The 24,538-nt window shown below is 44.8% G+C and carries 20 protein-coding genes; 11 read left to right on the top strand and 9 right to left on the bottom strand.

All coding sequences use genetic code 11. The annotated features are described in order from the left end of the window. Both BT112_RS09270 and tnpA read right to left on the bottom strand, forming a co-directional pair. Positions 1–279, bottom strand: a 279-nt coding sequence (locus BT112_RS09270; protein ID WP_072317088.1) for a transposase, incomplete at its 3' end; no start/stop codon positions are given. Positions 280–1,082: 803 nt separating this feature from the next. Continuing rightward, positions 1,083–1,514 (bottom strand): IS200/IS605 family transposase, encoded by a 432-nt coding sequence (gene tnpA, locus BT112_RS09265; RefSeq protein ID WP_072317087.1) that lies wholly within the window; start codon positions 1,512–1,514, stop codon positions 1,083–1,085. Positions 1,515–1,697: 183 nt separating this feature from the next. Between tnpA and BT112_RS09260 the strand changes: the two genes are divergently transcribed. The 3 genes from BT112_RS09260 to BT112_RS09250 all read left to right on the top strand — a co-directional run bounded on the left by BT112_RS09260 (position 1,698) and on the right by BT112_RS09250 (position 5,617). After that, positions 1,698–3,497: a SprB repeat-containing protein gene (locus tag BT112_RS09260; protein ID WP_072317086.1), complete on the top strand. Its 1,800-nt coding sequence runs from the start codon at positions 1,698–1,700 to the stop codon at positions 3,495–3,497. Between the two features lie 227 nt (positions 3,498–3,724). Beyond that, positions 3,725–4,510, top strand: a complete 786-nt coding sequence (locus BT112_RS09255) for a peptidase associated/transthyretin-like domain-containing protein (protein ID WP_139276081.1) — start codon at positions 3,725–3,727, stop codon at positions 4,508–4,510. Between the two features lie 153 nt (positions 4,511–4,663). After that, positions 4,664–5,617, top strand: coding sequence for a glycoside hydrolase family 191 protein (locus tag BT112_RS09250; RefSeq protein ID WP_217652350.1), 954 nt, complete (start codon positions 4,664–4,666; stop codon positions 5,615–5,617). A gap of 81 nt (positions 5,618–5,698) precedes the next feature. Here the strand turns inward: BT112_RS09250 and BT112_RS09245 are convergent, their stop codons facing one another. Next, positions 5,699–7,882: a molybdopterin cofactor-binding domain-containing protein gene (locus BT112_RS09245; protein WP_072317084.1), complete on the bottom strand. Its 2,184-nt coding sequence runs from the start codon at positions 7,880–7,882 to the stop codon at positions 5,699–5,701. A gap of 81 nt (positions 7,883–7,963) precedes the next feature. Further along, the gene (locus tag BT112_RS09240) at positions 7,964–8,425 is read right to left on the bottom strand and encodes a (2Fe-2S)-binding protein (protein WP_072317083.1); all 462 of its coding nucleotides are present in this window, start codon (positions 8,423–8,425) and stop codon (positions 7,964–7,966) included. Between the two features lie 199 nt (positions 8,426–8,624). Between BT112_RS09240 and BT112_RS09235 the strand changes: the two genes are divergently transcribed. The 3 genes from BT112_RS09235 (at position 8,625) to BT112_RS09225 (ending at position 12,023) form a co-directional block, all read left to right on the top strand. Continuing rightward, entirely contained in the window at positions 8,625–9,155 is a 531-nt protein-coding gene (locus tag BT112_RS09235) for a DinB family protein (protein WP_245777010.1), read from the top strand. A 147-nt stretch (positions 9,156–9,302) separates the two neighbouring features. Beyond that, a complete protein-coding gene (locus tag BT112_RS09230) occupies positions 9,303–10,274 on the top strand; it encodes a hypothetical protein (protein ID WP_072317081.1) in 972 nt (323 codons plus the stop codon). Positions 10,275–10,604: 330 nt separating this feature from the next. Then, positions 10,605–12,023: a TlpA family protein disulfide reductase gene (locus BT112_RS09225; protein WP_083564848.1), complete on the top strand. Its 1,419-nt coding sequence runs from the start codon at positions 10,605–10,607 to the stop codon at positions 12,021–12,023. A gap of 103 nt (positions 12,024–12,126) precedes the next feature. Here the strand turns inward: BT112_RS09225 and BT112_RS09220 are convergent, their stop codons facing one another. The 5 genes from BT112_RS09220 to BT112_RS09195 all read right to left on the bottom strand — a co-directional run bounded on the left by BT112_RS09220 (position 12,127) and on the right by BT112_RS09195 (position 17,209). Then, a complete protein-coding gene (locus BT112_RS09220) occupies positions 12,127–12,420 on the bottom strand; it encodes a hypothetical protein (protein ID WP_072317080.1) in 294 nt (97 codons plus the stop codon). Positions 12,421–12,493: 73 nt separating this feature from the next. Continuing rightward, positions 12,494–13,462, bottom strand: coding sequence for a deoxyhypusine synthase family protein (locus BT112_RS09215; RefSeq protein ID WP_072317079.1), 969 nt, complete (start codon positions 13,460–13,462; stop codon positions 12,494–12,496). Between the two features lie 135 nt (positions 13,463–13,597). After that, positions 13,598–14,482, bottom strand: coding sequence for an agmatinase (gene speB, locus BT112_RS09210; protein WP_072317078.1), 885 nt, complete (start codon positions 14,480–14,482; stop codon positions 13,598–13,600). 232 nt (positions 14,483–14,714) lie between these two features. Next, a complete protein-coding gene (locus BT112_RS09200; protein WP_072317076.1) occupies positions 14,715–16,115 on the bottom strand; it encodes a type III PLP-dependent enzyme domain-containing protein in 1,401 nt (466 codons plus the stop codon). Positions 16,116–16,519: 404 nt separating this feature from the next. Beyond that, positions 16,520–17,209, bottom strand: coding sequence for an NUDIX hydrolase (locus BT112_RS09195; protein ID WP_072317075.1), 690 nt, complete (start codon positions 17,207–17,209; stop codon positions 16,520–16,522). 520 nt (positions 17,210–17,729) lie between these two features. Here BT112_RS09195 and BT112_RS09190 point away from each other — a divergent pair. From BT112_RS09190 to BT112_RS09170, 5 genes are all read left to right on the top strand, one after another. Then, entirely contained in the window at positions 17,730–19,274 is a 1,545-nt protein-coding gene (locus BT112_RS09190; RefSeq protein WP_072317074.1) for an alpha-N-arabinofuranosidase, read from the top strand. Positions 19,275–19,321: 47 nt separating this feature from the next. After that, the gene (locus BT112_RS09185; RefSeq protein WP_072317073.1) at positions 19,322–21,022 is read left to right on the top strand and encodes a ribulokinase; all 1,701 of its coding nucleotides are present in this window, start codon (positions 19,322–19,324) and stop codon (positions 21,020–21,022) included. Further along, positions 21,015–21,713: an L-ribulose-5-phosphate 4-epimerase gene (locus tag BT112_RS09180; protein WP_072317072.1), complete on the top strand. Its 699-nt coding sequence runs from the start codon at positions 21,015–21,017 to the stop codon at positions 21,711–21,713. The genes BT112_RS09185 and BT112_RS09180 overlap by 8 nt, the downstream gene beginning before the upstream one ends. Before the next feature lie 45 nt (positions 21,714–21,758). Next, positions 21,759–23,255, top strand: a complete 1,497-nt coding sequence (gene araA / locus BT112_RS09175) for an L-arabinose isomerase (protein WP_072317071.1) — start codon at positions 21,759–21,761, stop codon at positions 23,253–23,255. 76 nt (positions 23,256–23,331) lie between these two features. After that, on the top strand, positions 23,332–24,501 hold the full coding sequence (locus tag BT112_RS09170) for an aldose epimerase family protein (RefSeq protein ID WP_083564847.1): 1,170 nt from the start codon (positions 23,332–23,334) through the stop codon (positions 24,499–24,501). Positions 24,502–24,538 lie beyond the last annotated feature (37 nt).

Below are 24,538 nucleotides of genomic sequence, written 5' to 3'. Positions count from 1 at the left end.
CACAAGGGCAGGCTCAAAGCTACTTTGTCGATCTTCGGGGGTATCGATATCAAAACTGCCAAAACGGCTTTTAAGCGTCTTTTTCCCCTTGCCATTGCGCTTATTGCCTTTGGTACGCTCCTGATCATCCAGATGGGCATCCATCTCTGCTTCCAGGGCCTTCTCGATCACGTTCTTTAACATCGGGGCTAAGGCGCCGCCTTCCCCGAAGAGGTTCTTCCCCGACATAAACTGTTCAAGGATCTTTTTCTCTAAATCTGATTGTGCTTCGTTGCTCATAATTACTATCTGAATAAAATTAATAATTTAAATCTATTCAGACAGAGTTCAGTTTACACCCTCTATAATAAATATGGGTGCATCTTATCGTTTCTAATCCTTATAAGGAAAAAATAGCGTTAAGACACTGGGGCTTGTTTTCTTTTTTATCCGAAGTTGCAGATTTGGGGTGCAAACGAGCGTCTGGGGAGTAAAATACTTGTTTTGAAAGATATTTGGAGTTTAGTATGTTTTCTTTAGCACCGGAGCCGAGGAGAGGATATTACATTTTAGCTTTTGACGTTATTTCATGTTTTCGGATGTAACCACTTTTATGTGTAGATTCCCTACCATCGAATTGGAAAGTTTTATCTTTAAAAAATTGCCGGTCACTCCCGTAAAATTACCAGAAACCGGAATTCCTCCGGAAAAATTTGTAATTCCTAAATAAAATTCCCTGATATTATAGTTCCTTTTCTATGATATATTACCGCAGCAAACGGAACGACTTTATATTCCATGGTTTATTTTTTAAGATAGGTTAAATTTTGTCTTTTGCATTCCACGACCTATGGAGTACTGTTATGCAAATATGATAAAGAATACGACGGAATAAGTACGGATTCCCGTATTTATATATAAAAAGTGAAACGGTTTAAAGACATAGATAATATTCCCCGCAAAGGGTGCCCGAAGAGCATTATCTTATGATACACTACCCGTACCGATCTTATTCATTTGTATATCCCGATATAAGATTAACGGAGTCTGAATTGCACACAAGAAAACTACACTAAACCACTCTGCACTAAAAGTCCCCTTTACTATTCCAATATAAAATTGGAATTATCACTCGAATCACGCCGGTGATGTTCCAAGTATTCATTGACCATTTTATCGGTAATATTACCCGTACTCCAGACTCCATAACCACTTGCCCAAAAATGTTGTCCCCAATAACGCTCCTTCAATTTTGGAAATTCTTGTTGAAGTTTCCTTGATGTACGACCTTTGAGTTTTTTCAATATGCTACTTACATTCAATTTTGGAGCATATTCGATGTGCATATGAACGTGATCCGAACTAACTACTCCTTTAAGTATTCCTATACCTTCAGCTTCACATATTTGGATTAAAAGTTCACGACAACGAGTTTGAACATCTCCTCGGAGTACCTTGTAACGATATTTTGTAACCCAAACAATATCACACGTCAAATAACTTACCGTATGAGAGCCTTTTCTTTGATAACTCATAATACGAAAATATAGATTTTTTCGCACTACTAAAGTGCTGCAATAAAATTGCAGGGTTTAAATCCCATTTTTGAGACCAATAAAGCTTTTGACAGCTAAAAATACCCTCAGAAGGGTATTTTCTGCTATTTACATATCAGATAATTTTACCCCGGAGAAAAAATCAACTAAATCAACCGAATTATGAACAAACAGTTACTTTTAGGGCTTATGGTCCTTTTTGGTTTATCGATATCGTGTTCTTCCGATGATGATGGCGGAGTCAATAAAGGGGGAGAAGAACCACCGAAAGCCGAAGAACTTCTGGACGGCGGAACCATATATACCGCACAGTTGGTTACGATCGATAAAAAGGGTGTAACGTCACCACGTTATGAAGCTACTTTCAATGACTATACTATAGAAGTGGCCAGCACATCGGACAGTACGCTGGTTTTTCTGGCTTTACCCGATCTGGTGGTAGTCGGTGAGGAAAATGTTCTGAAAATTCCCGATCTCGATCTCTACTTAGGCTATGAAGTAAAGCAAACGGAAATGACGGCTACGGCAGAAGAAGTACTTGCCCCGTTACTCGAAGATATCCGCGCTGTAGATACCGGGGAGATCGAAGAAGATGGTGTAAAAGAATTTTTCGAAGGTTTTGACCATTATTATGCCAGTCTCTCCGGTACCGACAAGCAACTGATGGCCGAAGTATATACAGCCAATTTCACATCGGAGACCAGTGATCTGGCCGGGCGTATCAGCCTGAGTGATATTCTCAATCCATGCCAGACGAACATGCTCCGGATGGGAATCTCTGCCGTAGTAGCCGTATATACGGCAGAGGTTCCTCCGCTTTCCGTACTCTTCAGTGCTATAGCACTGGTGAAATTCAGGGATACGGTGAGGACCTGCCGGGAGATCCTCACCACAAAACTCAAGAATACCTTTCTGAAGTTTAAGGATGCTCTCGAACTCAAGTCACCGGTGATGAGCCAACGGGTGGAAAACGGTAAGATGACCTTTACCGCCGGGGTGGCGGAGCGTTTGACATTCGATGTGGGCATGAGAGGGCTCCAGGCTTCCGATGCCGAAGGTGCTACCGGTGCCATTGCGGCCTGCTTCGAAGCTATAGAAAGTCTGAATGCCTTTGTTACGGATAAACTCAATGTAGCTATAGCTTACTACAATGAGACCATGCCCGATTATTTCAGTGTCTCTCCTTTTGAAGTTCCGGTACCGATACCGGAAGAAAGTATGAGTACGGTCACAGAACTTACCACGGAATTCTACGAAGGGCTTTCATTTACCGTAGCGGATGAGAATGTCATTGTACAGGAAATCAGTTACAGCAATGGTATGGTACAGATGACACTGGGTTATGCAGATCCCGAACTTGCCGAAGGAAATGATATAGAGACATCGTTGCACTATACTTATACTGATGCATACAATAGTACCGAAGGCAGTCTGCCGGTGAAACTACAGTCGCCCTGTTCGGGTTCCGACCTGGCAGTGACCACTACCATTTCCGGTAACACGGTTACGGCTGTAGCTACCGGGGGCATACCCCCATATACCTACCAATGGAGTACGGGAGTCGAAGGAAGCTCGGTAAACGGACTTGTGCCTGGTACCTATACGGTTTTTGTCACTGATAATACCGGGGTTTGCGCTGCAGAGACGGAAGTAACTTTAGAAGAAACTTTTGTTTATGAAGGAACGTGGGTGATTAATATATATGACGATGGAGCTCCGTATTCTACATTGAAATTTACTTTGGACAGTGAGGGTAACAGTATCACCTCACAAGTCATTATATATAGCAACGGAGAGGGGTGGAGCGATTACGATCCGGTTACCATGCAATATTTCAGCAATGCTAATACAGTTGTCGTAGCCGGATTGGCCTTTACCGTAAATGCTGTAAATGATACGATTTTCCAGGAAACACGTTATAATGAAAATAACCTGATTGTCAGGGTGCTGGAAAGGCAATAACTATATAGCTGATCGTAATAAATATTGCTGAATACTCCCGGACCTCTTCACCCGGGAGTATTTTTTTTGGTGGTGGTAACGAAAGTATACGTGGATGGATTAAAGTAGGATTCGCTACGAATAATTAAATGGATTGATATTATAACCGGTGTATTAACAGTGTTTTAACGGAAAATTATGAAGGATGATCACCTGAGGTATGCGTACTTCTGGTTACCTTTAAGTTCATGCTTTCAAATTTTACCATGTCTAATATATCGAGGGTATATTTTTTCCTTTCACTTTGCAGCATCATATCCGGATGTTATGCCCAGGAAAATACTTCTGTCTCCGGTACGATATCCGGAGGAGGAAAAAAACTCGTTCATATTAAAATAACGAATCTCAAAAACGGTAACACCCGCTATTCTGACGAAGACGGAAAGTTTGACATCCGGGTCCAAAAGAATGACAGTTTATTGTTTTCTTCCGGTTTTTTCAAAGAACAGATTATAAAGGTCCGGTCATGGCATTTCAGGGAAGAGTTGAATATCGAAATGACCGAAAAGGTAAACGAACTGGAAGAAGTCATAGTGACGGATACCTATATTGCGCCTGATTTCGACGAAAAAACATATAGCAATGGGCTGCAAAAACAGATTGCCGAGGATATGAAAAACGATCCGCTTAAGTATATGACAAATACCACCGGGAATATAGATTTTGTACTGCTGTTTAAACTTGTACAGGGCCTTTTTAAAAAAAACAAAGTCAAAGAAGCCCCGCCCCAAACAATAGATTTCGAGGATCTCGACCGTTTGTTTACAAATGACACTTTTTTTACGGAACAATTTTTAACCGATGAATTAAAAATCCCCGAAGACCGCAGAGGGCTCTTCCTGGTATATTGCGAAGCACAGGAAATTGATGCGGAATTATTGATGGAAGATCAACGCTTTGAGCTTCTGAATGAACTTATACTCCATAGTCAGGAGTTTTTGTATACTTTGGCAAATACTTCTTCCGGACATTAAACGGAAAACAAGTATATTTTTCCGGAGTGAATTAGAAAGCGGAAATAAATAGAGAATAAATCCGTTATCCGGGATAATGAGGTTATATTTTTTCTACGGGTCAGAGGTATATATCCTGTGTCCGAAAAACAACCCTGAATTTCAGTAAAGAATATGAAAGTAATCCCAAGACCCAGACGGTGGTACGTTCCGCTTACCGGAATGATATTTTTTATTTTGTTAAGTATCCATGTTTCCTGTAGTGATAGGGATGATGATGTCACTACAGATGAAAGTGCCGATCCTCCGTCGGAAACGGGAGCGATCGCGGATTTTGTCTACCAGCTGACCAACTATCCCGATGGCCAACTCGACGAACTTGCCAAAGCTCCGCAGGACCTGGCTATTATCGATTTATCCAGTGACGGTGGAGAACATTATTTTACTTTGGAGGAGATAGCTACCCTGAAGAAGTCGGGAAAGAAAGTCCTCGCTTACTTTTCCATGGGGACCAACGAGACCTATCGTCCGGAATATGAGGCCGTCGTGAAAGCGGGATTGCAGCTCAATCACTGGGAAGACTGGCCCGATGAATACTTTGTAAAATACTGGGAGCCGGCCTGGTGGGAGCTGGCGGTAAAAGGCCGTGTGGATCAGGCCATTGCCGCCGGGTTTGACGGGGTCTATCTCGATATTCCCAACGCCTACGAAGAAATAGACCTCGACCTGGTGCCCGGTGAAAACCGGGAGAGTCTGGCAAAAAAGATGGTGGCACAAATCATAGACATCAGTGAATACGCTAAGGGAAAATCACCCGGGTTCTGGATATTTCCCCAGAATTCCCCGGAGCTTCGACGATATGAGGGGTATACGGAGGCTATAGACGGCCTGGGGGTAGAAGATCTCTTTTTTATGGATACGGACGTACCCTGTACCGAAGACTGGTGTGCGGAGAACCTGGCCAACGTGCTGGCGCTTCAAGAAGCCGGAAAGATCATATTGGCAGTGGATTATGCCGATAAGCCCGAAAACAAGGTATATGCATGCGAACGTTATGCAATGTACGGTTTTGCAGGCTACGTGTCTGTAGTAGCCCTGGACAGGGTGATGCTACCCTGCGGAACATAATCTGAGATAGCTTCGGGAGTCATCAGGATTATATACAAGACTGTTTTTATCGGCAGGTATACGATTTCTTACCGGAATACTTTACAGATATTTCTCCAGCGGCAGTCGTCTTATGCGTTTTCCGCATGCATGAAACACGGCATTGGCCACTGCTGCGGCTGCCGGTCCCTGGGCGGCCTCCCCCGCACCGAGAGGAGGTGTGTCCGGCCGGTCGATAATGGTAACTTCTACTTCCGGCACATCCCCGAACCGGAAAATCGGGTAGGAATTCCAGTCCGTACTGCTGATACCTTCCGGGGTAAAGGTAACTTCTTCTCTTAAGGTCCAGCTTGCAGACTGTATCATACCGCCCTCTGTCTGGTTTTTTAGTCCGTCCGGGTTTATGGTTTCTCCGGCATCGATAACGCTCCACATTTTCTGTAATTGTATCTTACCGTCTTTTACGGCTACTCTCGCGGCAACCGCACAGTAGGCCGCTGTGTTCTTGTATCGGGAGAACGCAATACCTATCCCGGTATCTTCCGGGTGCGAAGCTGTAGAAGTTCGATTCCTCAGTTTTTGCATGACCTCCCGGGCGCGGGGATCGTTGAGATGCATCAGGCGGAACTCATAAGGGTCTTTGGCGGCATGTACCGCAAGTTCGTCCATAAAACACTCCATGGCAAAGAGGTTGGCGTAGGCTCCGAGTGCTCTTAATGCCGAAACCCTCAACGGGCCACGGAAAAAGTGTGCCTTTACATAGCGATTGGGAATCTGATAATACGGTATGGCATTACGGTAACCTCCGCCGGAAAAACCAAAAGAGTTATCCGTAACAGGTTTCCGGAGGTATGAAGCGGGGAGAAGCTTCCCGGCACTTCCCCCGGGGCGTTGACTGTGGGTATCCGACCACAGATCATATTTCCAGTGGGTTATCCGCCCCCGGTCACTGAGTATTGCCCGGTTTCTGAGGATCATCGCACTGCCGTAAGGTTCCCATTGGTGTTCCTCTGTTCTGGACCATTGCAGGCGGATATGTCTGCCGGGAAAAGCGCGGGCGAGAAGGGCAACGTCAGCAGCGACATCATCGGCCCCGTTATGTCCGTAACATCCCGATCCGGGAACGCCCTGAACGTGTATGTGTTCTGCCGGGATATCCAGGAGACCGCTAAGGGCTTCCCGAAGGGGAAAAACTCCCTGACTGTGTGTCCAGATAAATAACCGGTCTTCCTTATACAATCCTAAAGCGCAGGAGGGACCTATGGCTCCATGCATAATATACGGCTTGAAGTAAGAAGATTCAATCCATTCGATATCCGTGTCATTTTCAGGATCAGACCCCTCGTTTTCTACTGTTTCATCAGTAGCAGGTAAGGATAGCAGATATTCCGGAAGCTTTTCGTTTTCGATTTCCGGAATAGGTTTTTCCTGATCCCATTCGGCATTTTTCTTCAGGTATTCCTGTGCTTTGATTACCGTATATTCATCTTCCGAAAGTACGCCGAGAAAACTGCCATCGCGTACAACAGACTCCAGTTTCGGGAATTCCTTTTTCAGAAGGTTTTCTTCCATACGCTTCAATACCGCTCCGTATGAAGGAGGGCGCACTACCCGGGCGTGTACCATGCCCGGAAACCGCATGTTGTGTATAAATACGGGTTCTGCAGCAGCCATATAATAGATGTCTTTACGAGCCACAGGTTTTCCGATAACACGGCGATCAGAACGGGCCTTTAGCTGTACCGGCGGGCGTACCGTATCTGTTATACGGCGTCCGTCAAGTACCGTATCAAAAGAGATGCCACGGGTATCATTCGCTGTACCTATGCGTCCGTTTTCGATCCAGAGCCCGGTAATCGGCACATCCAAATATTCAGCAGCGAGTTCCAGTAGTTTCTGCCGCGCATAGGCTGCAGCATAACGAACGGACATAGCGCTGTTTACTACAGACCCGCTGCCTGCCGTATAGCCCTCGTCGGGAGTGCGGTCGGTATCGGCAATAACAACCTGTATAAGATCCATACTCATAGAAAGCTCTTCTGCTGCCATTTGTGCCACTGCGGTACGGATGCCCTGCCCGAGTTCTATTTTTCCGGTAAAGACGCGCAAGCGGCCGTCCGGCAGTATTTCGAGCCAGGCATTGACAGCCGGATGCCTTCGCAGTCCGCCCGGAAGTTCCTGTACCGGGTGGAGGAGTTCGGGAAAAGCAGACATTCCTGCAAGCGAAAAGCCTATGGTAAGGCAGCCTGTGGTTTTCAAGAAGTTTCGTCGGGTCTGGGGATTCATACGGTTATGTTTAGAATTTGGGATACCGGAAAAAATATGATCGTTGTTCGTGCTGGATCGTAGGGAAATTCCGGGATGTAATTACTTCACTTGCTGTATTGCACGTATCATCCGTGCATGTGCGCCGCAACGGCAAAGCACGCGTTGCATACCCTTGCGTATTTCTTCCTCGGTGGGGTTGGGGCTATGGCGAAGTAACGCTACGGCAGATATAATGGCACCATTGAGACAATAACCGCATTGTGCCGCCTGTTCTTCCGCAAACGCCTGTTGTACCGGATGGAGCGTATCACCTGCTGGAGCGAGCCCTTCGAGTGTGGTAATTTCCGCCTCTCCGACAGCGCGGACAGGGAGACTGCAACTCGGCACCGGTTTGCCGTCTATCAACACCATACAGGCCCCGCACTGGGCCATACCACAGCCAAACCGGGGACCGTTGAGTTCGAGGGTATTGCGCAGAATGTACAGCAGGGGTGTAGCCGGATCAGCTTCGACAATATGGGCATTTCGGTTGACAGATATGCGAAAGGTAGTTGTGTCCATAAGGTAGCATTTTGAAAATAAGGGGCGTATGATCGTATAATCATCTCTAAATATAAAGAAAAGTATGGAAGTACGAAAACCGGATTATTTTTTAACAGGTGTTTCCGGACTGTCTCATCATATATTACGATAATGTCGAAAATATAGACAGGGATAAAGGGGAAAGATGTTCGTGAGTCCTGAAAAATAACTATCTTTCGTGAAAAACCAGATGATGCATTCCAGGGAACTTTTAGAAACCGAATACCATACACGCTATAGTAATTACATTCTCGCTCTTGACGAAACTGAATTGCTCGAAGCTCTGAAAAACACCGAGGCCGAACTCCTTGCCTTTATAGTTGATATCCCGGAAGACCGGTGGATGTACCGGTATGCAGAAGGGAAGTGGACCGTGGCTGAAGTACTTCAGCATATTATAGATACCGAAAGAATTATGGCTTACAGGGCACTGCGGTTTGCCAGGAATGACAAAACCGACATCCCGGGTTTCGAGCAGGATGATTACGTACCGTATTCCGGAGCAAATAACCGAAACAGAAATGAGATCATGGTCGATTTTAAAGCTGCCCGTTTAAATTCGGTTTCGCTATTTCACACTTTTACCAATGAAATGCTGATGCGTAGCGGTACGGTAAGTGGAAACAAACTCTCGGTACGTGCCATTGGCTTTATTATTTCCGGGCACCTTAAGCACCATCTCCGCATCTTAAAAGAAAGGTATATATAGTTTTATGATTGTCCACTATAGGATGAGAACGTAAACAGGTAAAGCGATATATTTTATTTTTATTTCAAAGACATAAGTTATTTCTTTTTATTTATGTAAGATTTTTTGTTATTTTTAACATAGTATTAACCCTTAATCTTACATTTTATGAAAACAAAAACTTTGAAATGGTTTGGGATACTTATGTTATGCCTTGCATTTGGCCTCAACAGTTGTCAGAACGACACCGAAGATTTTCCGGATGAGAATGCCCGGGAGCAACAAGACACGGATGAGCTGAAAAGCGAACTCACCCCGTTGACTACGCCCGATCTGCCGGAAACCGTCAGGGAACAACTTGAACTTACCAGGCAAAACCTTGCGCAGTATTTGCCGGGAGGACTTCAGATCAGTGGGGTAGAACTATTGGGAAGTATTACGACAGACAAAGGAATGCAGTTATCTCATCGTGCCGTTAAGGATAAGGAAAGTGTGATAGCATATGGAAACATCACCGATCCTTCCACCGTACAGGTAGGATATATGGAAGGACTCTATTCCGGTAAGGGGCTCAGTGATACGCAGCAGCGTATAGAAGAAGCAGCCAGGGGAGAGATCAGATCCGGCGATCAGGTGATGGAGATTACCTGGCAAAAAGGTGATGAGGTTTATAAAACCCAATGTTTTTATCGGGAAACAGGAATAGTATGGGACAATATTCTCAGTGGTCTCGTCATGATCGATAAAGAGGGAGAAACGGAGTCCTCAGATGACGATAATGCATTGAAAGGAGACGGGCTTCAGGGAAAAACCTACAGCAGATGGCATAAAAGCTGGTGGACCGCCAAATGGCTTTGGGGTTCCAAGAGGGGAGAGATGGGATATAAGATCACCATTTATTATTCATCGGGACGGGTTTCCAACACGGATGTAAGTGACTGGGGCCATATATCGCTTGGAAAAGCACGTAGTCACAGCAAAGTGACCAAAAATTCGGGAGCCTATGGTAAATGCCGCTATGCGCTCGGAATGTGTACGCCTACAGGGTCGCTGAGTTTCAATTCCAGCAATTTTTCAGTTTCGTTTTCCGGATTGGGAAGTAACGTGGTAGCCAATGGAAATAAATCTTTATATCCATAAAAATTACCACGATCAGTGAACTATGTTGAATTTCAAAACTGCACGGTAAGGCATCCCTTCTGAAATTATGAAAAGTGGTCTTCCGAGTTCATCCGTTTAAAGATTACAAAGTCATGCAGTAGTGCTGAATTCGCGATTCCCTGACTATTACCTAAAGGACCAGGAGATAAAAAATATCAGTATCATTTTTTATCAGCCTGGTTTTTGTTTTTAAAAAGTTTCGGGCTTCCGTAAAATAGTGTAACTTTCCGAAGCACTTTTAATCCTTTTCCTTCGGAAAACAGCCGAAGGCGAAAGAAGAGAAAACACTACACTAAAACTATTGAAATTATGAAAATGAGATTTTTACAAAAACCGATGTTGGTTATGTTATTGCTCCCGGTGGCGTGGAGTTGTGATAAAAAGGAAAAAGCGGATTACGCCATACTATCCGGACAGCTTTCCGGAAAAAAACTACCCGAACAGATACAATTGTTAAAGGGTAGGGATGTCAAGTTTGAGGTTAAACTCGATGATAGCGGAAATTTTGCAGATACTCTGTACATCGATACTCCCGGATATTACGTAATGAAGATCAATGACAATCGTATCCCCGTATATATCGCACAGGGAGATAACCTGGAGATGAAAGCCGATCTGGAGCCTGATGACTTTTATGAAACCTTATCCGTCCGTGGTGATGGTGCGGAGAATATCAGGTATTTACTCCGTCGTGATAGTATACAAAGAAGCCAGAACAAAGATCAGGAAGCATTCTATCTCCTGGAAGAAGATGCTTTTAAAAAAACGGTGAGGCATCAGCAAAAAATTATGGATTCGCTGGTGGCAACCTCAGGCTTACCGGAAGATTTTGCAGCTCTCGAGAAAAAGGGAAATTTTTATAGTTATGCCGGATATCTCCAGCGGTATCCCATGTATCACAAATATTATGCAAAGAAAGACTCGCTCAGTCTGAGTGAAGATTTTGATGCCGAACTTTCGGATATCGATTATGAGAACGAAGAGGACTATAACCATATACCTTCTTACGCAAGTCTTGTTTTTAATAGATTTAATGAGCGGGTAGGTGATGTGTACAAGAAGATGAAGGAAGAAGGTGGAGAAGAGGGACGGGACCTTTACATGCGAGCTTCCCGGGAGGTTATGGATACGTATCCGAAAGGGAGGCTGAAGGATGATATCATTGCCAATCATATATATTATCTTTCTCCATCTACAGATGACCCTGAAGAACTTTATAATTATTTGCTCGCCGGTACGACCTATCCGGATACCAGAGAAAAGATCAACGAGAAATATGACAAAATAAAGACCCTGGTAAAGGGAAAACCTTCCCCCGTATTCGAAGGTTATGAAAATTATGATGGCGGAACAACTTCGCTTGCCGATTTAAAAGGAAAATACGTCTACATAGATGTATGGGCGACCTGGTGCGGACCGTGTAAGGCCGAGATCCCTCACCTGCAAAAGGTAGAAGAAGATTATAAGGATAAGAATATTCATTTTTTAAGCGTGTCCATAGATCGGGAAAAAGATCGTGATGCCTGGAAAACCATGATTGCAGAAAAGGATATGGGAGGTATACAGGTACTGGCCGATAATGCTTTCAATTCGAAATTTGTTCAGGATTACGGGATAGAAGGTATCCCCACCTTTATCCTGATCGATCCGGAGGGTAACATCGTTTCGGCAGATGCTCCGAGACCTTCAGATAAGAATTTACGAAAGCTGTTTGACGAACTTCTGTAAACAACCAACCGGATACTATATTTAAGGTATTGTAAACAGAAAAGCCCCCGAATACGAATTTTCGGGGGCTTTTCTGTTTTAGCATCAATAATCCTGCTCAGGTCTAATTGTCATCATCATCTGAGTCATCCGGAATATCCACGGAGCTGTTGACATCTTCGGAGTCAAAGTCGTCTTCATCTTCATCGAAGTTTTCCATAGTATTAGCCAGCCTGGTACTTACTTTTACCAGGTAAACCGCATCATCGGTACGCACTTCCAGCGCTTCCACGGTTTCGTTATTGGCGTTCTTAAACCTGATAATGTCGTCATCACCATAGCCATCGGGATACTTCTCCACCAGCAAGGTAAGGATCTCATTAGTAAGTTTCTTATAATCAACTATTACTCGTTTCATACAGGGGAATTGTTATTCTGGCCTAAAAATAGATTAAAATAAATATTACAAGCAAATAATTTTATACCTCCTTTTACATATCTAACAAATATGCGAAAATAAGGGGGGCTACTATAGTAGCATCAGATTCTATAATGAATTTCGGAGTGTCGATATCCAGTTTTCCCCAGGTGATCTTCTCATTCGGAACTGCTCCTGAGTACGATCCGTAACTGGTTGTGGAGTCGGATATCTGGCAGAAATAACTCCAGAACGGCACATCGTGCATTTCCATATCCTGGTAGAGCATAGGTACTACACATATCGGGAAATCTCCGGCAATACCTCCGCCTATCTGGAAGAACCCTACCCCTTTATCGGAATTGTTGCTGTACCAGTCTGCAAGGAAAGCCATGTATTCGATACCGCTTTTCATGGTAGAAGCTTTCAGTTCTCCTTTGATAACGTATGACGCAAAGATGTTACCCATGGTACTGTCTTCCCATCCGGGAACCACAATGGGCAGGTTCTTCTCCGCAGCAGCATACATCCACGAATCCTTCAGGTCGATCTCGTAATATTCTTCGAGTGCCCCGGAGAGCAGAAGTTTGTACATATATTCGTGCGGAAAATAGCGCTCGCCGTTATCGTCTGCGTCTTTCCATATCTTATAAATGTGTTTCTGCAGGCGGCGAAATGCTTCTTCCTCAGGAATACAGGTATCGGTAACACGGTTCAGACCTTTTTCGAGAAGTTCCCATTCTTCTTTCGGGGTCAGGTCGCGGTAATTAGGTACCCTTTTGTAATGAGAGTGAGCGACGAGGTTCATCAGATCCTCCTCGAGGTTGGCTCCGGTACAGGAAATGATCTGTACCTTGTCTTTACGGATCATTTCCGCAAAGATTTTGCCCAGTTCGGCCGTACTCATGGCTCCGGCAAGGGTTACCATCATTTTAGATCCGTTTTCCAATTGCTGTTCGTAAGCTTTGGCAGCATCTACGAGTGCAGCAGCATTGAAGTGCAGGTAATATTTTTCTATGAAATCTGAAATTGCTCCCTTCATTATGTTTCTTCTTTTATAATGTTTTAAATCTTCCCCATTACAGGGAATTATAGTTTGTATTGTACGTACTGCAACGTTACTTTTAGGCATGAAGCAGGAATAAAAATATAAAAATATTCTTACAAATAAAACGGGTTAATCCTCTTCTTCCTCTTCTTTTTGTCTGTCTGTGTATTTAAACTTGTAAGCCAGCATCTTGTAATAGAGTTTAGCGGCCAGAAAATCCGAGGATTTTTCGTTTTCGTCCGGGCAAAGTTCCATGATATCAAATCCTACCACATTTTTCTTCTTAAATATCTTCCGGAGAAATTCAAGAGTTTCGTACCACAGCAACCCTCCGGGCTCGGGGGTTCCCGTAGAAGGTAATATGGAAGGGTCGAATGCATCGAGATCTACGGTAATAAATACGTTTTCCGTCATTTGGTGGACCGCATCCGTCATCCAGTCATCGTCGTTGATGATCTCGTGTGCATAATAAACCTGGTTTTCATCCATGTGATCGAGTTCGGTGATGTCCATACTGCGTATTCCTACCTGAATGAGGTTGGTTTGCCGGCTGGCCTCGTACATGGCACAGGCATGGTTGCATGCGGAACCTTCATATTCGGGTCGCAGGTCGGCATGAGCATCGATCTGTACCACGGTAAGATCTTCGAAACATTCGTTGAAAGCCCGTATGGTCCCTATGGAAACCGAATGCTCTCCCCCGAAGATAGTCACGAATTTATCCTGGTTGATATAGTTTTTAGTGGTCCGGTATACGGTCTCCACCATTTTTTCGGGTGAAGCGTTCTCGGTAATAGGAGGGGCGAGGTACACGCCCTTTTTATAAGGCTCGCTTCGGGTTTCTATGTCAAACCATTCCATATTGTCGGAAGCATGTAAAAAGGCTTCCGGTCCTTTATCCGCGCCTTTTTGCCAGGTGCTGGTACCATCGTAGGGAACAGGGATCAACACTACCCTGGCATCGTCTATACGAGTGTATTTTTCGGGTATTCCGGCGTATGTTCTCTTGTTCATCGTATTTGTATTTTTTCCTGATGACGGTAAACGGGATCCGGGGCTTTTTTATCCCGCCGCTTTTCCGGCATCGGTTATCGTTTTTTTTGAGGTTAAAAAATCACTGTTACATAATTCTGCAGCGATCCGAAAAACAGGATTTTCGGAAAACGCTTTCTTTCTTTCCGTATGGATACTTCCCGGAATGGGAGCATACTGTACCGTATCCGTATGAGGCGGTTAGCTGGCATTTCTAATTTTCGTCATATCCCAGAATTTTGAGTAAGTCCTCGGCTCGTTGTTGCTCGGCAAATACCTCGGTAGTAATATTACCGTCCTTGTCTTTGTTAATCAACAGGTGTTTCGGGGTGGGGATGAGGCAGTGCTGTAATCCGCCGAATCCGCCAATGGTCTCCTGGTATGCACCGGTATTGAAAAAGCCGATGTACAGGGGTTTGGTCTTGCTGTATTTGGGCAGGTAAATAGCGTTCATGTTCTGTTCGCTGTTGTAATAGTCATCGCTGTCACAGGTAAGCCCGCCGAGCAGTACGCGCTCATATTCGTCGTTCCACCGGTTGATGGCAAGCATGATAAAGCGCTTGCTTATGGCCCAGGTATCCGGAAGTGTCGTGATAAAAGAAGAATTGATCATATTCCACTTTTCCCGGTCGTTCTGTTGTTTCTGGTAGAGCACTTCGTAGATGGCACCGCCGCTTTCCCCTACGGTAAAGCTACCGAATTCGGTGAAAATATGAGGCACGGGAACTCCGGCCTCATCACAGGCTATCTTAATCTGGTTGATGATCTCATCGACCATGTATTCGTAATCGTAATTAAAAGCCAGGGAACTCTTGGTCGGAAAACCTCCGCCGATATTCAGGCTGTCCACGGTGGGGCATATTTTGCGGAGCTGGATGTAGACTTTGAGACACTTAAGTAGTTCGTTCCAGTAATATGCCGTATCCCGTATCCCGGTATTGATGAAAAAGTGAAGCATTTTCAGCGTAGCTTTTTCGTTATCTGCAATAGCCCGGTTATAAAAAGGAATAATGTTCTTGTAGCCGATACCCAGTCTGCTGGTATAAAACTCAAATTTGGGTTCTTCTTCGGAAGCAATTCGGATACCGATATCAAATTTGCCATCGATAGCCTCGCTGAGCAGGTCGATCTCCTCAAAATTATCGATGATCGGGATGCATTTTTTATGGCCGTTATTGATAAGGTCTGCAATGTTCCGGATGTATTGTTCCCTTTTAAAACCATTACACAAAACATAATGATCCCTGGAAAGCTTGCCCTGTTTCAGCAGGTTGTTTACAATATTAATATCAAATGCAGAAGAGGTTTCGATATGAATGTCATTCCGGAGGGCTTCGGTGAGCACATGCTCGAAATGAGAACTTTTCGTACAGTAACAATAATGATACTTACCATCGTAGTTCCTGTTTTTAATAGCGGTGTCAAACCACTTCTTGGCCTTCTGTATATTGTTTGATATTTGCGGCAGATAGGTGAATTTCAGTGGAGCACCATATTTCTTTACCAGAGCCATCAAATCGATATCATGAAATTTCAGCGTCTCGTTCTGAAGGGTAAATTCTTCCTGCGGAAAATAATAAGTCTGATCGATGAGATCTATGTATTTGGTTTTCATTCTATTGCTTTTGTATTATAAAATTAAGGGTCGTTTTTAAGATAACAATATATAATATAAAAGCAAAAAGATCAAATACGAAGCGATAAAGCATTCGGTACAGCGGCAGCCCCGTTGCTGGAGAGAAGTTTTGTAGTTATAGCGGAAGTAAGCTTAAAAACCCGGTCGTTCCAATTGAGAACGGTGTACGGAAATGACTTCCTCATCGTCGTACACCCGGAGTCATAAACAAGTTTCATTCTTATTTAGCCTAATCGGTTACAAAAATGTATAAAAAAAATAAGCTGCCAAATACAGCGGTACTTTTTTTATAAAAAAAATCACATCTTGTAATATGCTGGCAGCCAGTTCTCTTATATGTCTCGGTTTGTATCCCGGATGTCAAATGACAGAAAATTTCTTTTTCAGACCCGGAAAGTAAAGCCGTCGGATACTTTTTCTTCATACTTTTCCTTGTCAAACTCATAGAGAAAAGATCCCTTCCGGGAAGAGGTCATATCTTTTTCCTTGAGTTTTACCAATACATCCATCTGTTTGATTTTTTTTTGGAAATTTCGTTTATCCAGTTCCTCTCCGAGAATGACTTCATACAATTTTTGTAGTTGCCGCATGGTAAATTTCTTCGGAAGTAACTCAAACCCGACCGGGTTGGTCGATGTTCTCCGGCGCAGTCTTCTGAGTGCCTTATCGATCATCTCACCGTGATCAAAAATGAGCTCGGGCAATTCCGAGACAGAAAACCACTGTGCGGAATTCTCGTCGAGTAATTTGGGATTGTGATCATTGATATTGATCAGGGCGTAATAAGCCATGGATATCGTACGCTCCACCGGGTCACGGTCTACCTTGCTGAACCCGTACAATTGCTCCATATATACATCATTAAGTCCGGTAAGTGTAAACAACACCCGGTTGGCAGCTTCGTCCAGAATTTCGCTCTGGCGCAAAAAACCGCCCATGAGCGACCATTTGCCCTTTTCCGGTTCGAACCCCCTTTTAACAAGGAGCAGTTTCAGATCTTCTTCGTCAAAACCAAATATAATACAGTCTACAGCCACAAGAACCTTGTCTTCCTGATTGTAATTATTATCCATTCGTAGCGATTTGTTAATTCGATAAAATTAAGAACACGATATAAAGGGGGGAGAAACAGTTATATATGCCGATTTGTTGTAAGATATTATTTATTAATGGATAAATATACGTTTAATTTCAGGAAAAAAAAGAAAGCGCCGAAAATATTTTGATTTTGAAGTTGCATCGAAAATACAGATATACCGGATTCACCCTGCCTTTTTTGTCGAAAGAAAAAGTTGATGAGGCTGAAATTGTCAATCACGCAAGCTACCTTCTTATATTCATGAGCTTATTCGTTCACAGGTGGTTTTGTGGTCCGTGCCGTATATGCGGTATTTTTTAAATGTATCATCCCGGAGTGCAAAAGTACCTGACCTGTTACAGGCCTGATCTTCGTGGGTTGATTTTATAGGGAATCTGTCAGGAAAACAGGAGTTTTATAACAACAAGATACTTTTTTTCAGGTTATAATTAGCATTTTAATATTTTTTACCTATTTTTACAAATGTAAAACATACACTTTTAACTTTGAAAACTATGAAAACCCATACGATCTTATTTACCGCAGCTTTTGGTCTTTCGGCACTTTGTTCGGAGGCACAGCAGAAAGTTACCATTCATGACAAGGAAGGGGAGTACACGATAAGTAAACATATATACGGGCATTTTGCGGAACATCTCGGGCGTTGTATATACGACGGCTTTTATGTCGGGGAAGAAAACAAGACCATACCCAATACGGCCGGGGTACGAAATGATATTGTGGAGGCATTAAAGGCATTGAAAGTACCGAATCTTCGCTGGCCCGGAGGCTGTTTTGCCGATACCTATCACTGGAAAGACGGTATAGGTCCCAAGGAAGACCGGCCGACTATTGTAAATCAATGGTGGGGTGGCGTTACGGAAGACAACAGTTTCGGGACGCACGATTTTCTGAATATGTGTGAACTTCTGGAAACAGAACCCTATCTGTCCGGTAATGTGGGGAGCGGCACTGTCCAGGAACTGATAGATTGGGTACAGTACACGAACCACGAGGGGCGAAGTCCTATGGCCGATCTCAGAAAGGAAAACGGGAGAGCCGAACCCTGGAATGTGAAGTACTGGGGGATTGGAAATGAGGCCTGGGGATGCGGCGGGAATATGACTGCCGAATATTATTCCGATGAATACAGGAAATATGCTACATTCCTTAGTGGATGGTCCAACGATTCCGGTATATTCCGTATTGCTTCCGGAGCGTCCAGCTCGGATTACGAATGGACCGAAGTACTAATGAAAAACATAAAGCACAGTCTCATCGAGGGGATGGCACTGCACCATTATGCTGTTATTGACTGGAATGCCAAGAGTTCTGCTTCGGATTTTACGGAGAAGCACTATTTCGAAAGCATGGAAAGTGCCCTGGAGATGGAAGAACTCGTTACGAAGCACAGTGCTATTATGGATAAATACGATCCCGACAACAAAATTGCGCTGGTCGTAGATGAATGGGGAGGATGGTACGACGTAGAACCTGGAACAAATCCCGGATTTCTCTACCAGCAAAATACCATGCGGGACGTTATGATCGCAGGAACCACACTCAACACTTTTAATAATCATGCCCGCAGGGTAAAAATGGCCAATCTGGCACAGACGGTGAATGTACTGCAAGCCGTAATACTGACGGATGAGGAAAAGATGATCCTAACACCGACCTATCACGTGATGAAAATGTACAATGTGCACCAGGATGCTACCTTGTTGCCTGTAGAATTCGACAATGTCGATTACACGTTCAACGGCAAGAGCCTTCCCGCACTTTCTGTTTCCGCTTCCAGGAATAAAGAAGGTGTAGTACACGTTTCGCTGGTAAATATCGATGCTTCCGAATCGCACAAACTTTCTTTGCAGTTCGACGATGTCAATGTCAGGGGAGCTGAAGGAACCATTTTGACTTCGAAGAAACTTCAGGACCACAATACTTTCGAAAACCCAGCGAAAGTCGCTCCCAAAGAATTTAAGGACTTTTCGGTGAAAAAGGGAAATCTCGAAGTAGAGCTCCCGCCGTTTTCCGTGGTGGTTATTGCCTTAAAGTAAAAGTTTGATAAAATTATATAGAACAATATTAATCACATAGTTTAGAAATGAGTAAATATGTAGTAGGGTTAGATTTCGGTACGGATTCCGTAAGAGCCGTTCTGGTCGATACGGCAGACGGAGCTACCCTGGAGAGCGAGGTACACTGGTACCGGAGATGGAAAGAGGGAAAGTATTGCGATGCTCCGAAAAACCGTTTCAGACAGCATCCCCTGGATCATATCGAGGGCATGGAAACAACGATAAAGAAGGTCGTTGAGAAATCGGGTGTACGTCCCGGAGATGTCGTCGGGATATGCATAGATACTACCGGATCATCTCCTGTTCCTGTAGATGAGCGAGGCAAGGCCCTGGCACTGACGCCCGGGTTTGAAGAAAACCCCAATGCCATGATGATACTCTGGAAAGATCACACGGCGATCAGTGAAGCGGCCGAGATCAACACTTTATCCAGAAACTGGGGCGGACTCGATTATACACAGTATATAGGAGGTGTATATTCTTCGGAATGGTTCTGGGCGAAGATACTGCACATCGCCCGGGAAGACGATGCTGTTAAAAAAGCAGCATGGTCCTGGATGGAACATTGCGACCAGATGACGTATATCCTTACCGGAGAAAAGGATCCGGAGTCTTTTAAGCGCAGCAGATGTGCGGCAGGGCATAAGGCTATGTGGCATGAAAGCTGGGGAGGCCTCCCCGAAGAAGGCTTCCTGTCACAACTGGATCCTTATCTCGTAGAAGTAAAAAACAATTTGTATAAAGATACCTATACCTCCGATGTCGTTGCAGGAAACCTGAGCAAGGAATGGAGTGAAAAACTTGGATTGACAGAAAATGCGGTTGTAGCGGTAGGTACTTTCGATGCTCATGCCGGAGCAGTTGGCGCCGGTGCAGAAGCCTTTTCTCTGGTCAGGGTTATGGGGACCTCTACCTGCGATATTATGGTCGCACCCAAGAATGTTATAGGTGATAAGGCTGTTAAAGGGATATGCGGACAGGTAGACGGATCGGTAGTTCCCGGCTGGGTGGGCCTCGAAGCCGGTCAGTCTGCATTCGGAGACCTGCTGGCCTGGTTTAAAGATATCGTAGCCTGGCCCATTCAGAACCTGCTTGCCGAAACCTCACTGGTTTCCGATGAGGTACGTAAACAGCTTGTCGAAGCGATGAACAGCAAAATTATCCCTGTATTGTCGGCACAAGCAGAACAGATTACCACAGAAGAAAGCGTACCCTTGGCACTCGACTGGATCAACGGAAAACGGACACCTTTTGCCGATCAGGCACTGAAAACAGCCATTACCGGTCTTAATCTCGGAACGAGGGCACCTCATATTTTCCGGGCCCTGGTCGAAGCTATTTGTTTCGGGGCCAAAAAGATCGTCGACCGGTTTGAGGAAGAAGGGGTGGAGATCAAATCAGTAGTAGGTATTGGCGGAGTAGCCAAGAAAGCCCCTTTTGTTATGCAAACCCTGGCCGATGTACTCAACAGACCCATCAGAATAGCTGTATCCGATCAGGCACCCGCTTTGGGAGCAGCCATATATGCTGCTGTTGCCGCCGGTGTATATCCGGATGTGGAGAATGCTGTAAAAGCTATGGGAAGTCCAATGGAAAAAACATACGAACCGCAACCGTCTATGGTAGCAAGCTATAAAGAAAAATATGAGCGTTACGAAGCACTTGCCGGTTTTGTAGAAGAAACCACGCATCATAAAAATACCGAAAAAGTTACATCCGATGTCTGAATATCAAGCCATAAAAGAAACCTGTTACCGGGCCAACATGCAATTGCCCGAACTCGGGCTGGTCGTATATACCTTTGGTAACGTAAGTTGCGTAGACCGGGAAAAAAAGGTCTTTGCTATAAAACCCAGCGGGGTGCCTTATGAAGACCTGTCTCCTGAAGATATGGTTATCGTGGATTTTGACAATAACATTATCGAGGGCAATATGAGGCCGTCTTCCGATACCAAAACACATGCGTATCTCTATAAGGTATGGGAGGACATAGGGAGTATAGTGCATACCCATGCCACATATTCCGTGGCCTGGGCGCAGGCCCAGATGGACATCCCGATATTCGGGACCACGCATGCCGATCACCTCACTACGGATATCCCTTGTGCACCCCCGATGAAAGACGAATACATCCGTGGAAATTATGAACACATGACGGGAAAACAGATTACCGACTGCTTCGAGGAAAAAGGACTGTCACATACCGAGGTAGAGATGGTATTGCTCGGTAATCACGGTCCGTTTGCCTGGGGAAAAACGGCCGATAAGGCCGTGTACAACAGTAAAGTACTCGAAGAGCTGGCCAAAATGGCCTATCTCACGCTCCAGATCAATCCGTCTGCACCGAGACTTAAAGATACGCTTATAGAAAAGCATTACAACCGGAAACACGGTAAAGATGCCTATTACGGGCAGTAAATGGGAAAAAGAATAAAATACTAATAAGGAAACGAGAAGAAGAATATGACAAATCTGAACGATCACGAAGTGTGGTTCGTCACCGGAAGCCAGCACTTGTACGGAGAGGAAACGTTGAAGAACGTGGCCAAACACTCCGAAGAAATAGCAAAGCACCTGCACGACAGCAAGGCCGTCCCTGTAGATGTGGTCTTTAAACCTACGGTAACTACCCCGGAACAGGTAACAGCAGTATGCCGCGAAGCCAATGCTACCGACCGTTGTGTCGGAGTAGTCGTATGGATGCATACCTTTTCACCAGCCAAAATGTGGATACAAGGTTTGCAGTTACTGCATAAACCCATGTGCCACCTTCATACGCAGTACAATGCGGAAATCCCGTGGAGTGCCATAGATATGGATTTTATGAACGAGAACCAGTCGGCCCACGGCGGGAGAGAATTTGGTTTTATGGCCAGCAGGTTACGTAAGAACCGTAAGGTGATTACGGGGTACTGGAAAGAGGAAGGCGTGCAGCAAAAACTGGGAGTATGGACACGTGTTGCCGTAGGCTGGCACGTATTCCAGACGGCCAAAATTGCACGGATAGGAGATAATATGAGGCATGTGGCGGTTACCGAAGGTGATAAGGTAGAGGCGCAGATGCGTTTCGGTTTTTCTGTCAACGGTTATGGCATAGGAGATGTGGTAGAATACCTCAATGCCGTTACCGATAAACAGGTGGACGATCTCCTGGCCGTGTACAGGGAACAGTACCGTACCGATCACCCTGCTTTCCATGAAGCATCCGTAAAAGATTCCGCTCGTATCGAACTCGGTCTTCGTGCTTTTCTCGAAGCCGGAGGATTTGGCGGGTATACCAATACTTTTGAAGATCTGCACGGATTCAAACAGCTTCCGGGTATCGCCACACAACGTCTTATGGCCGATGGCTACGGGTACGGTGGCGAAGGAGACTGGAAAACGGCGGCACTGCTTCACACCATGAAGGTTATGACCCAGGGTCTCGAGGGAGGAACTTCGTTTATGGAGGACTATACCTATGACTTCCGCAAAGAAGGTTCGAGGGTATTGGGGTCGCACATGCTGGAAATCTGTCCTTCCATAGCATCAGACAAACCGGGGATCGAAGTACACCCGTTGTCCATAGGAGGTAAAGAGGATCCTGCGCGCCTGGTGTTTAACGTAGGAGCAGGACCGGCCATCAATGTGGCCCTGATGGATATGGGGAACAGATTCCGTTTGGTACTCAACGAAGTACAGACCGTTACACCGGAACACGATCTGCCCAAACTCCCGGTAGCACGTGCATTGTGGAAACCGGAACCGGACCTGGAAACTGCGGCTACTGCATGGATACTTGCGGGTGGTTCGCATCACACGGTGTACAGTAAGGCTGCTACGGCAGAATTTATGGAAGACTTTGCCGAAATGGCAGGAGTTGAGCTACTGACGATTGATAAAGATACCGTCATACGTGATTTTAAAGATAAGTTACGATGGAATGAAGTATATTACCACTTATTTCAAAATAAGATGTAACCAGGAAATGCAGAGCCGGTAAGTTTTTTGGGGAAACTTAAGAACTTACCGCTTCGTGTTCGCTAAAATCAATTCTATGAAAACCCATTATCTCATTGTATTGCTGCTCGTTTTTGCAGCGTGTAATACCAAACCCAAAAAGCAGGATACCCCGAAAGAAGCGCAGCCGGCAGAAAAAGAAATGAAAGCTGTCTCGGTGACCAAAGAACCTTTCGGAACACTTCCCGATGGCGAAGAAGTAGAACGTTACACCCTGACCAATGCCAACGGACTCGAAATGAAGGTGATGACATACGGGGGAATTATTACCTCGTTGCAGACTCCTGATAAGGACGGAAAGAAAGGTGATATCGTTCTCGGTTTCGATACTCTCGAAGGATACCTGCAGGACGTACCTTATTTCGGGGCGTTGATAGGAAGGTATGGTAACCGCATAGCCAACGGGAAATTTGAGCTTGACGGCAAAGAGTATACCCTGGCAAAAAACGATGGCCCTAACCACCTTCACGGCGGAAAAAAAGGTTTCGATAAAGTGTTGTGGACAGCTTCGGAAACCAGATCGGAAGACGGTCCGGCACTGAAACTGCAATATCACAGCAAGGACATGGAAGAAGGATATCCGGGAAATCTCGATGTCACCGTAGTGTATACGCTGACCGACAACGATGAACTCCGGGTAGACTACAGTGCTTCGACCGATAAAAAAACGGTACTTAATCTTACACAGCACACCTATTTCAACCTGTCTCCGGAAAGTGAAACAATTCTCGATGAAGAACTGAAGCTCAATGCCGATACGTTTCTTCCCGTAAATACAACCCTGATCCCTACCGGAAAACCGGAAAAAGTAGAAGGAACACCTTTCGACTTCCGCCAGCCCAAAACTATAGGAAAAGATATCGGTGCGAAAAACAAACAACTGGAATTCGGTAAAGGATATGATCATTGCTGGATACTTAACGGTAAGGACAGGGAGATGAAACCTGCGGCTACCTTGTACGATCCGAATAGTGGAAGGGTTATGGAAATAACCACTACGGAGCCGGCCATCCAATTCTATTCGGGCAACTTTCTGGACGGATCGCTGGTAGGCAAAAGCGACAAGAAATACGTATTCCGTTCCGGGCTGTGCCTCGAAACACAGCATTACCCGGATGCTCCCAATCAACCCGGTTTCCCTTCTACCGTGCTGAACCCCGGTGAGGAGTATCACACTACAACTATTTTTAAATTTACTGTTAAATAAAACATGTAAAAGTCATTGATAATTAACATATTATTTT

The sequence above is a fragment of the Sinomicrobium oceani genome, from assembly GCF_900119185.1.
GTDB classification, from domain to species: Bacteria; Bacteroidota; Bacteroidia; order Flavobacteriales; family Flavobacteriaceae; genus Sinomicrobium; species Sinomicrobium oceani.
Note: the sequence above shows the minus strand (reverse complement) of the source record. Positions and strands in the feature narration are given on the sequence as shown.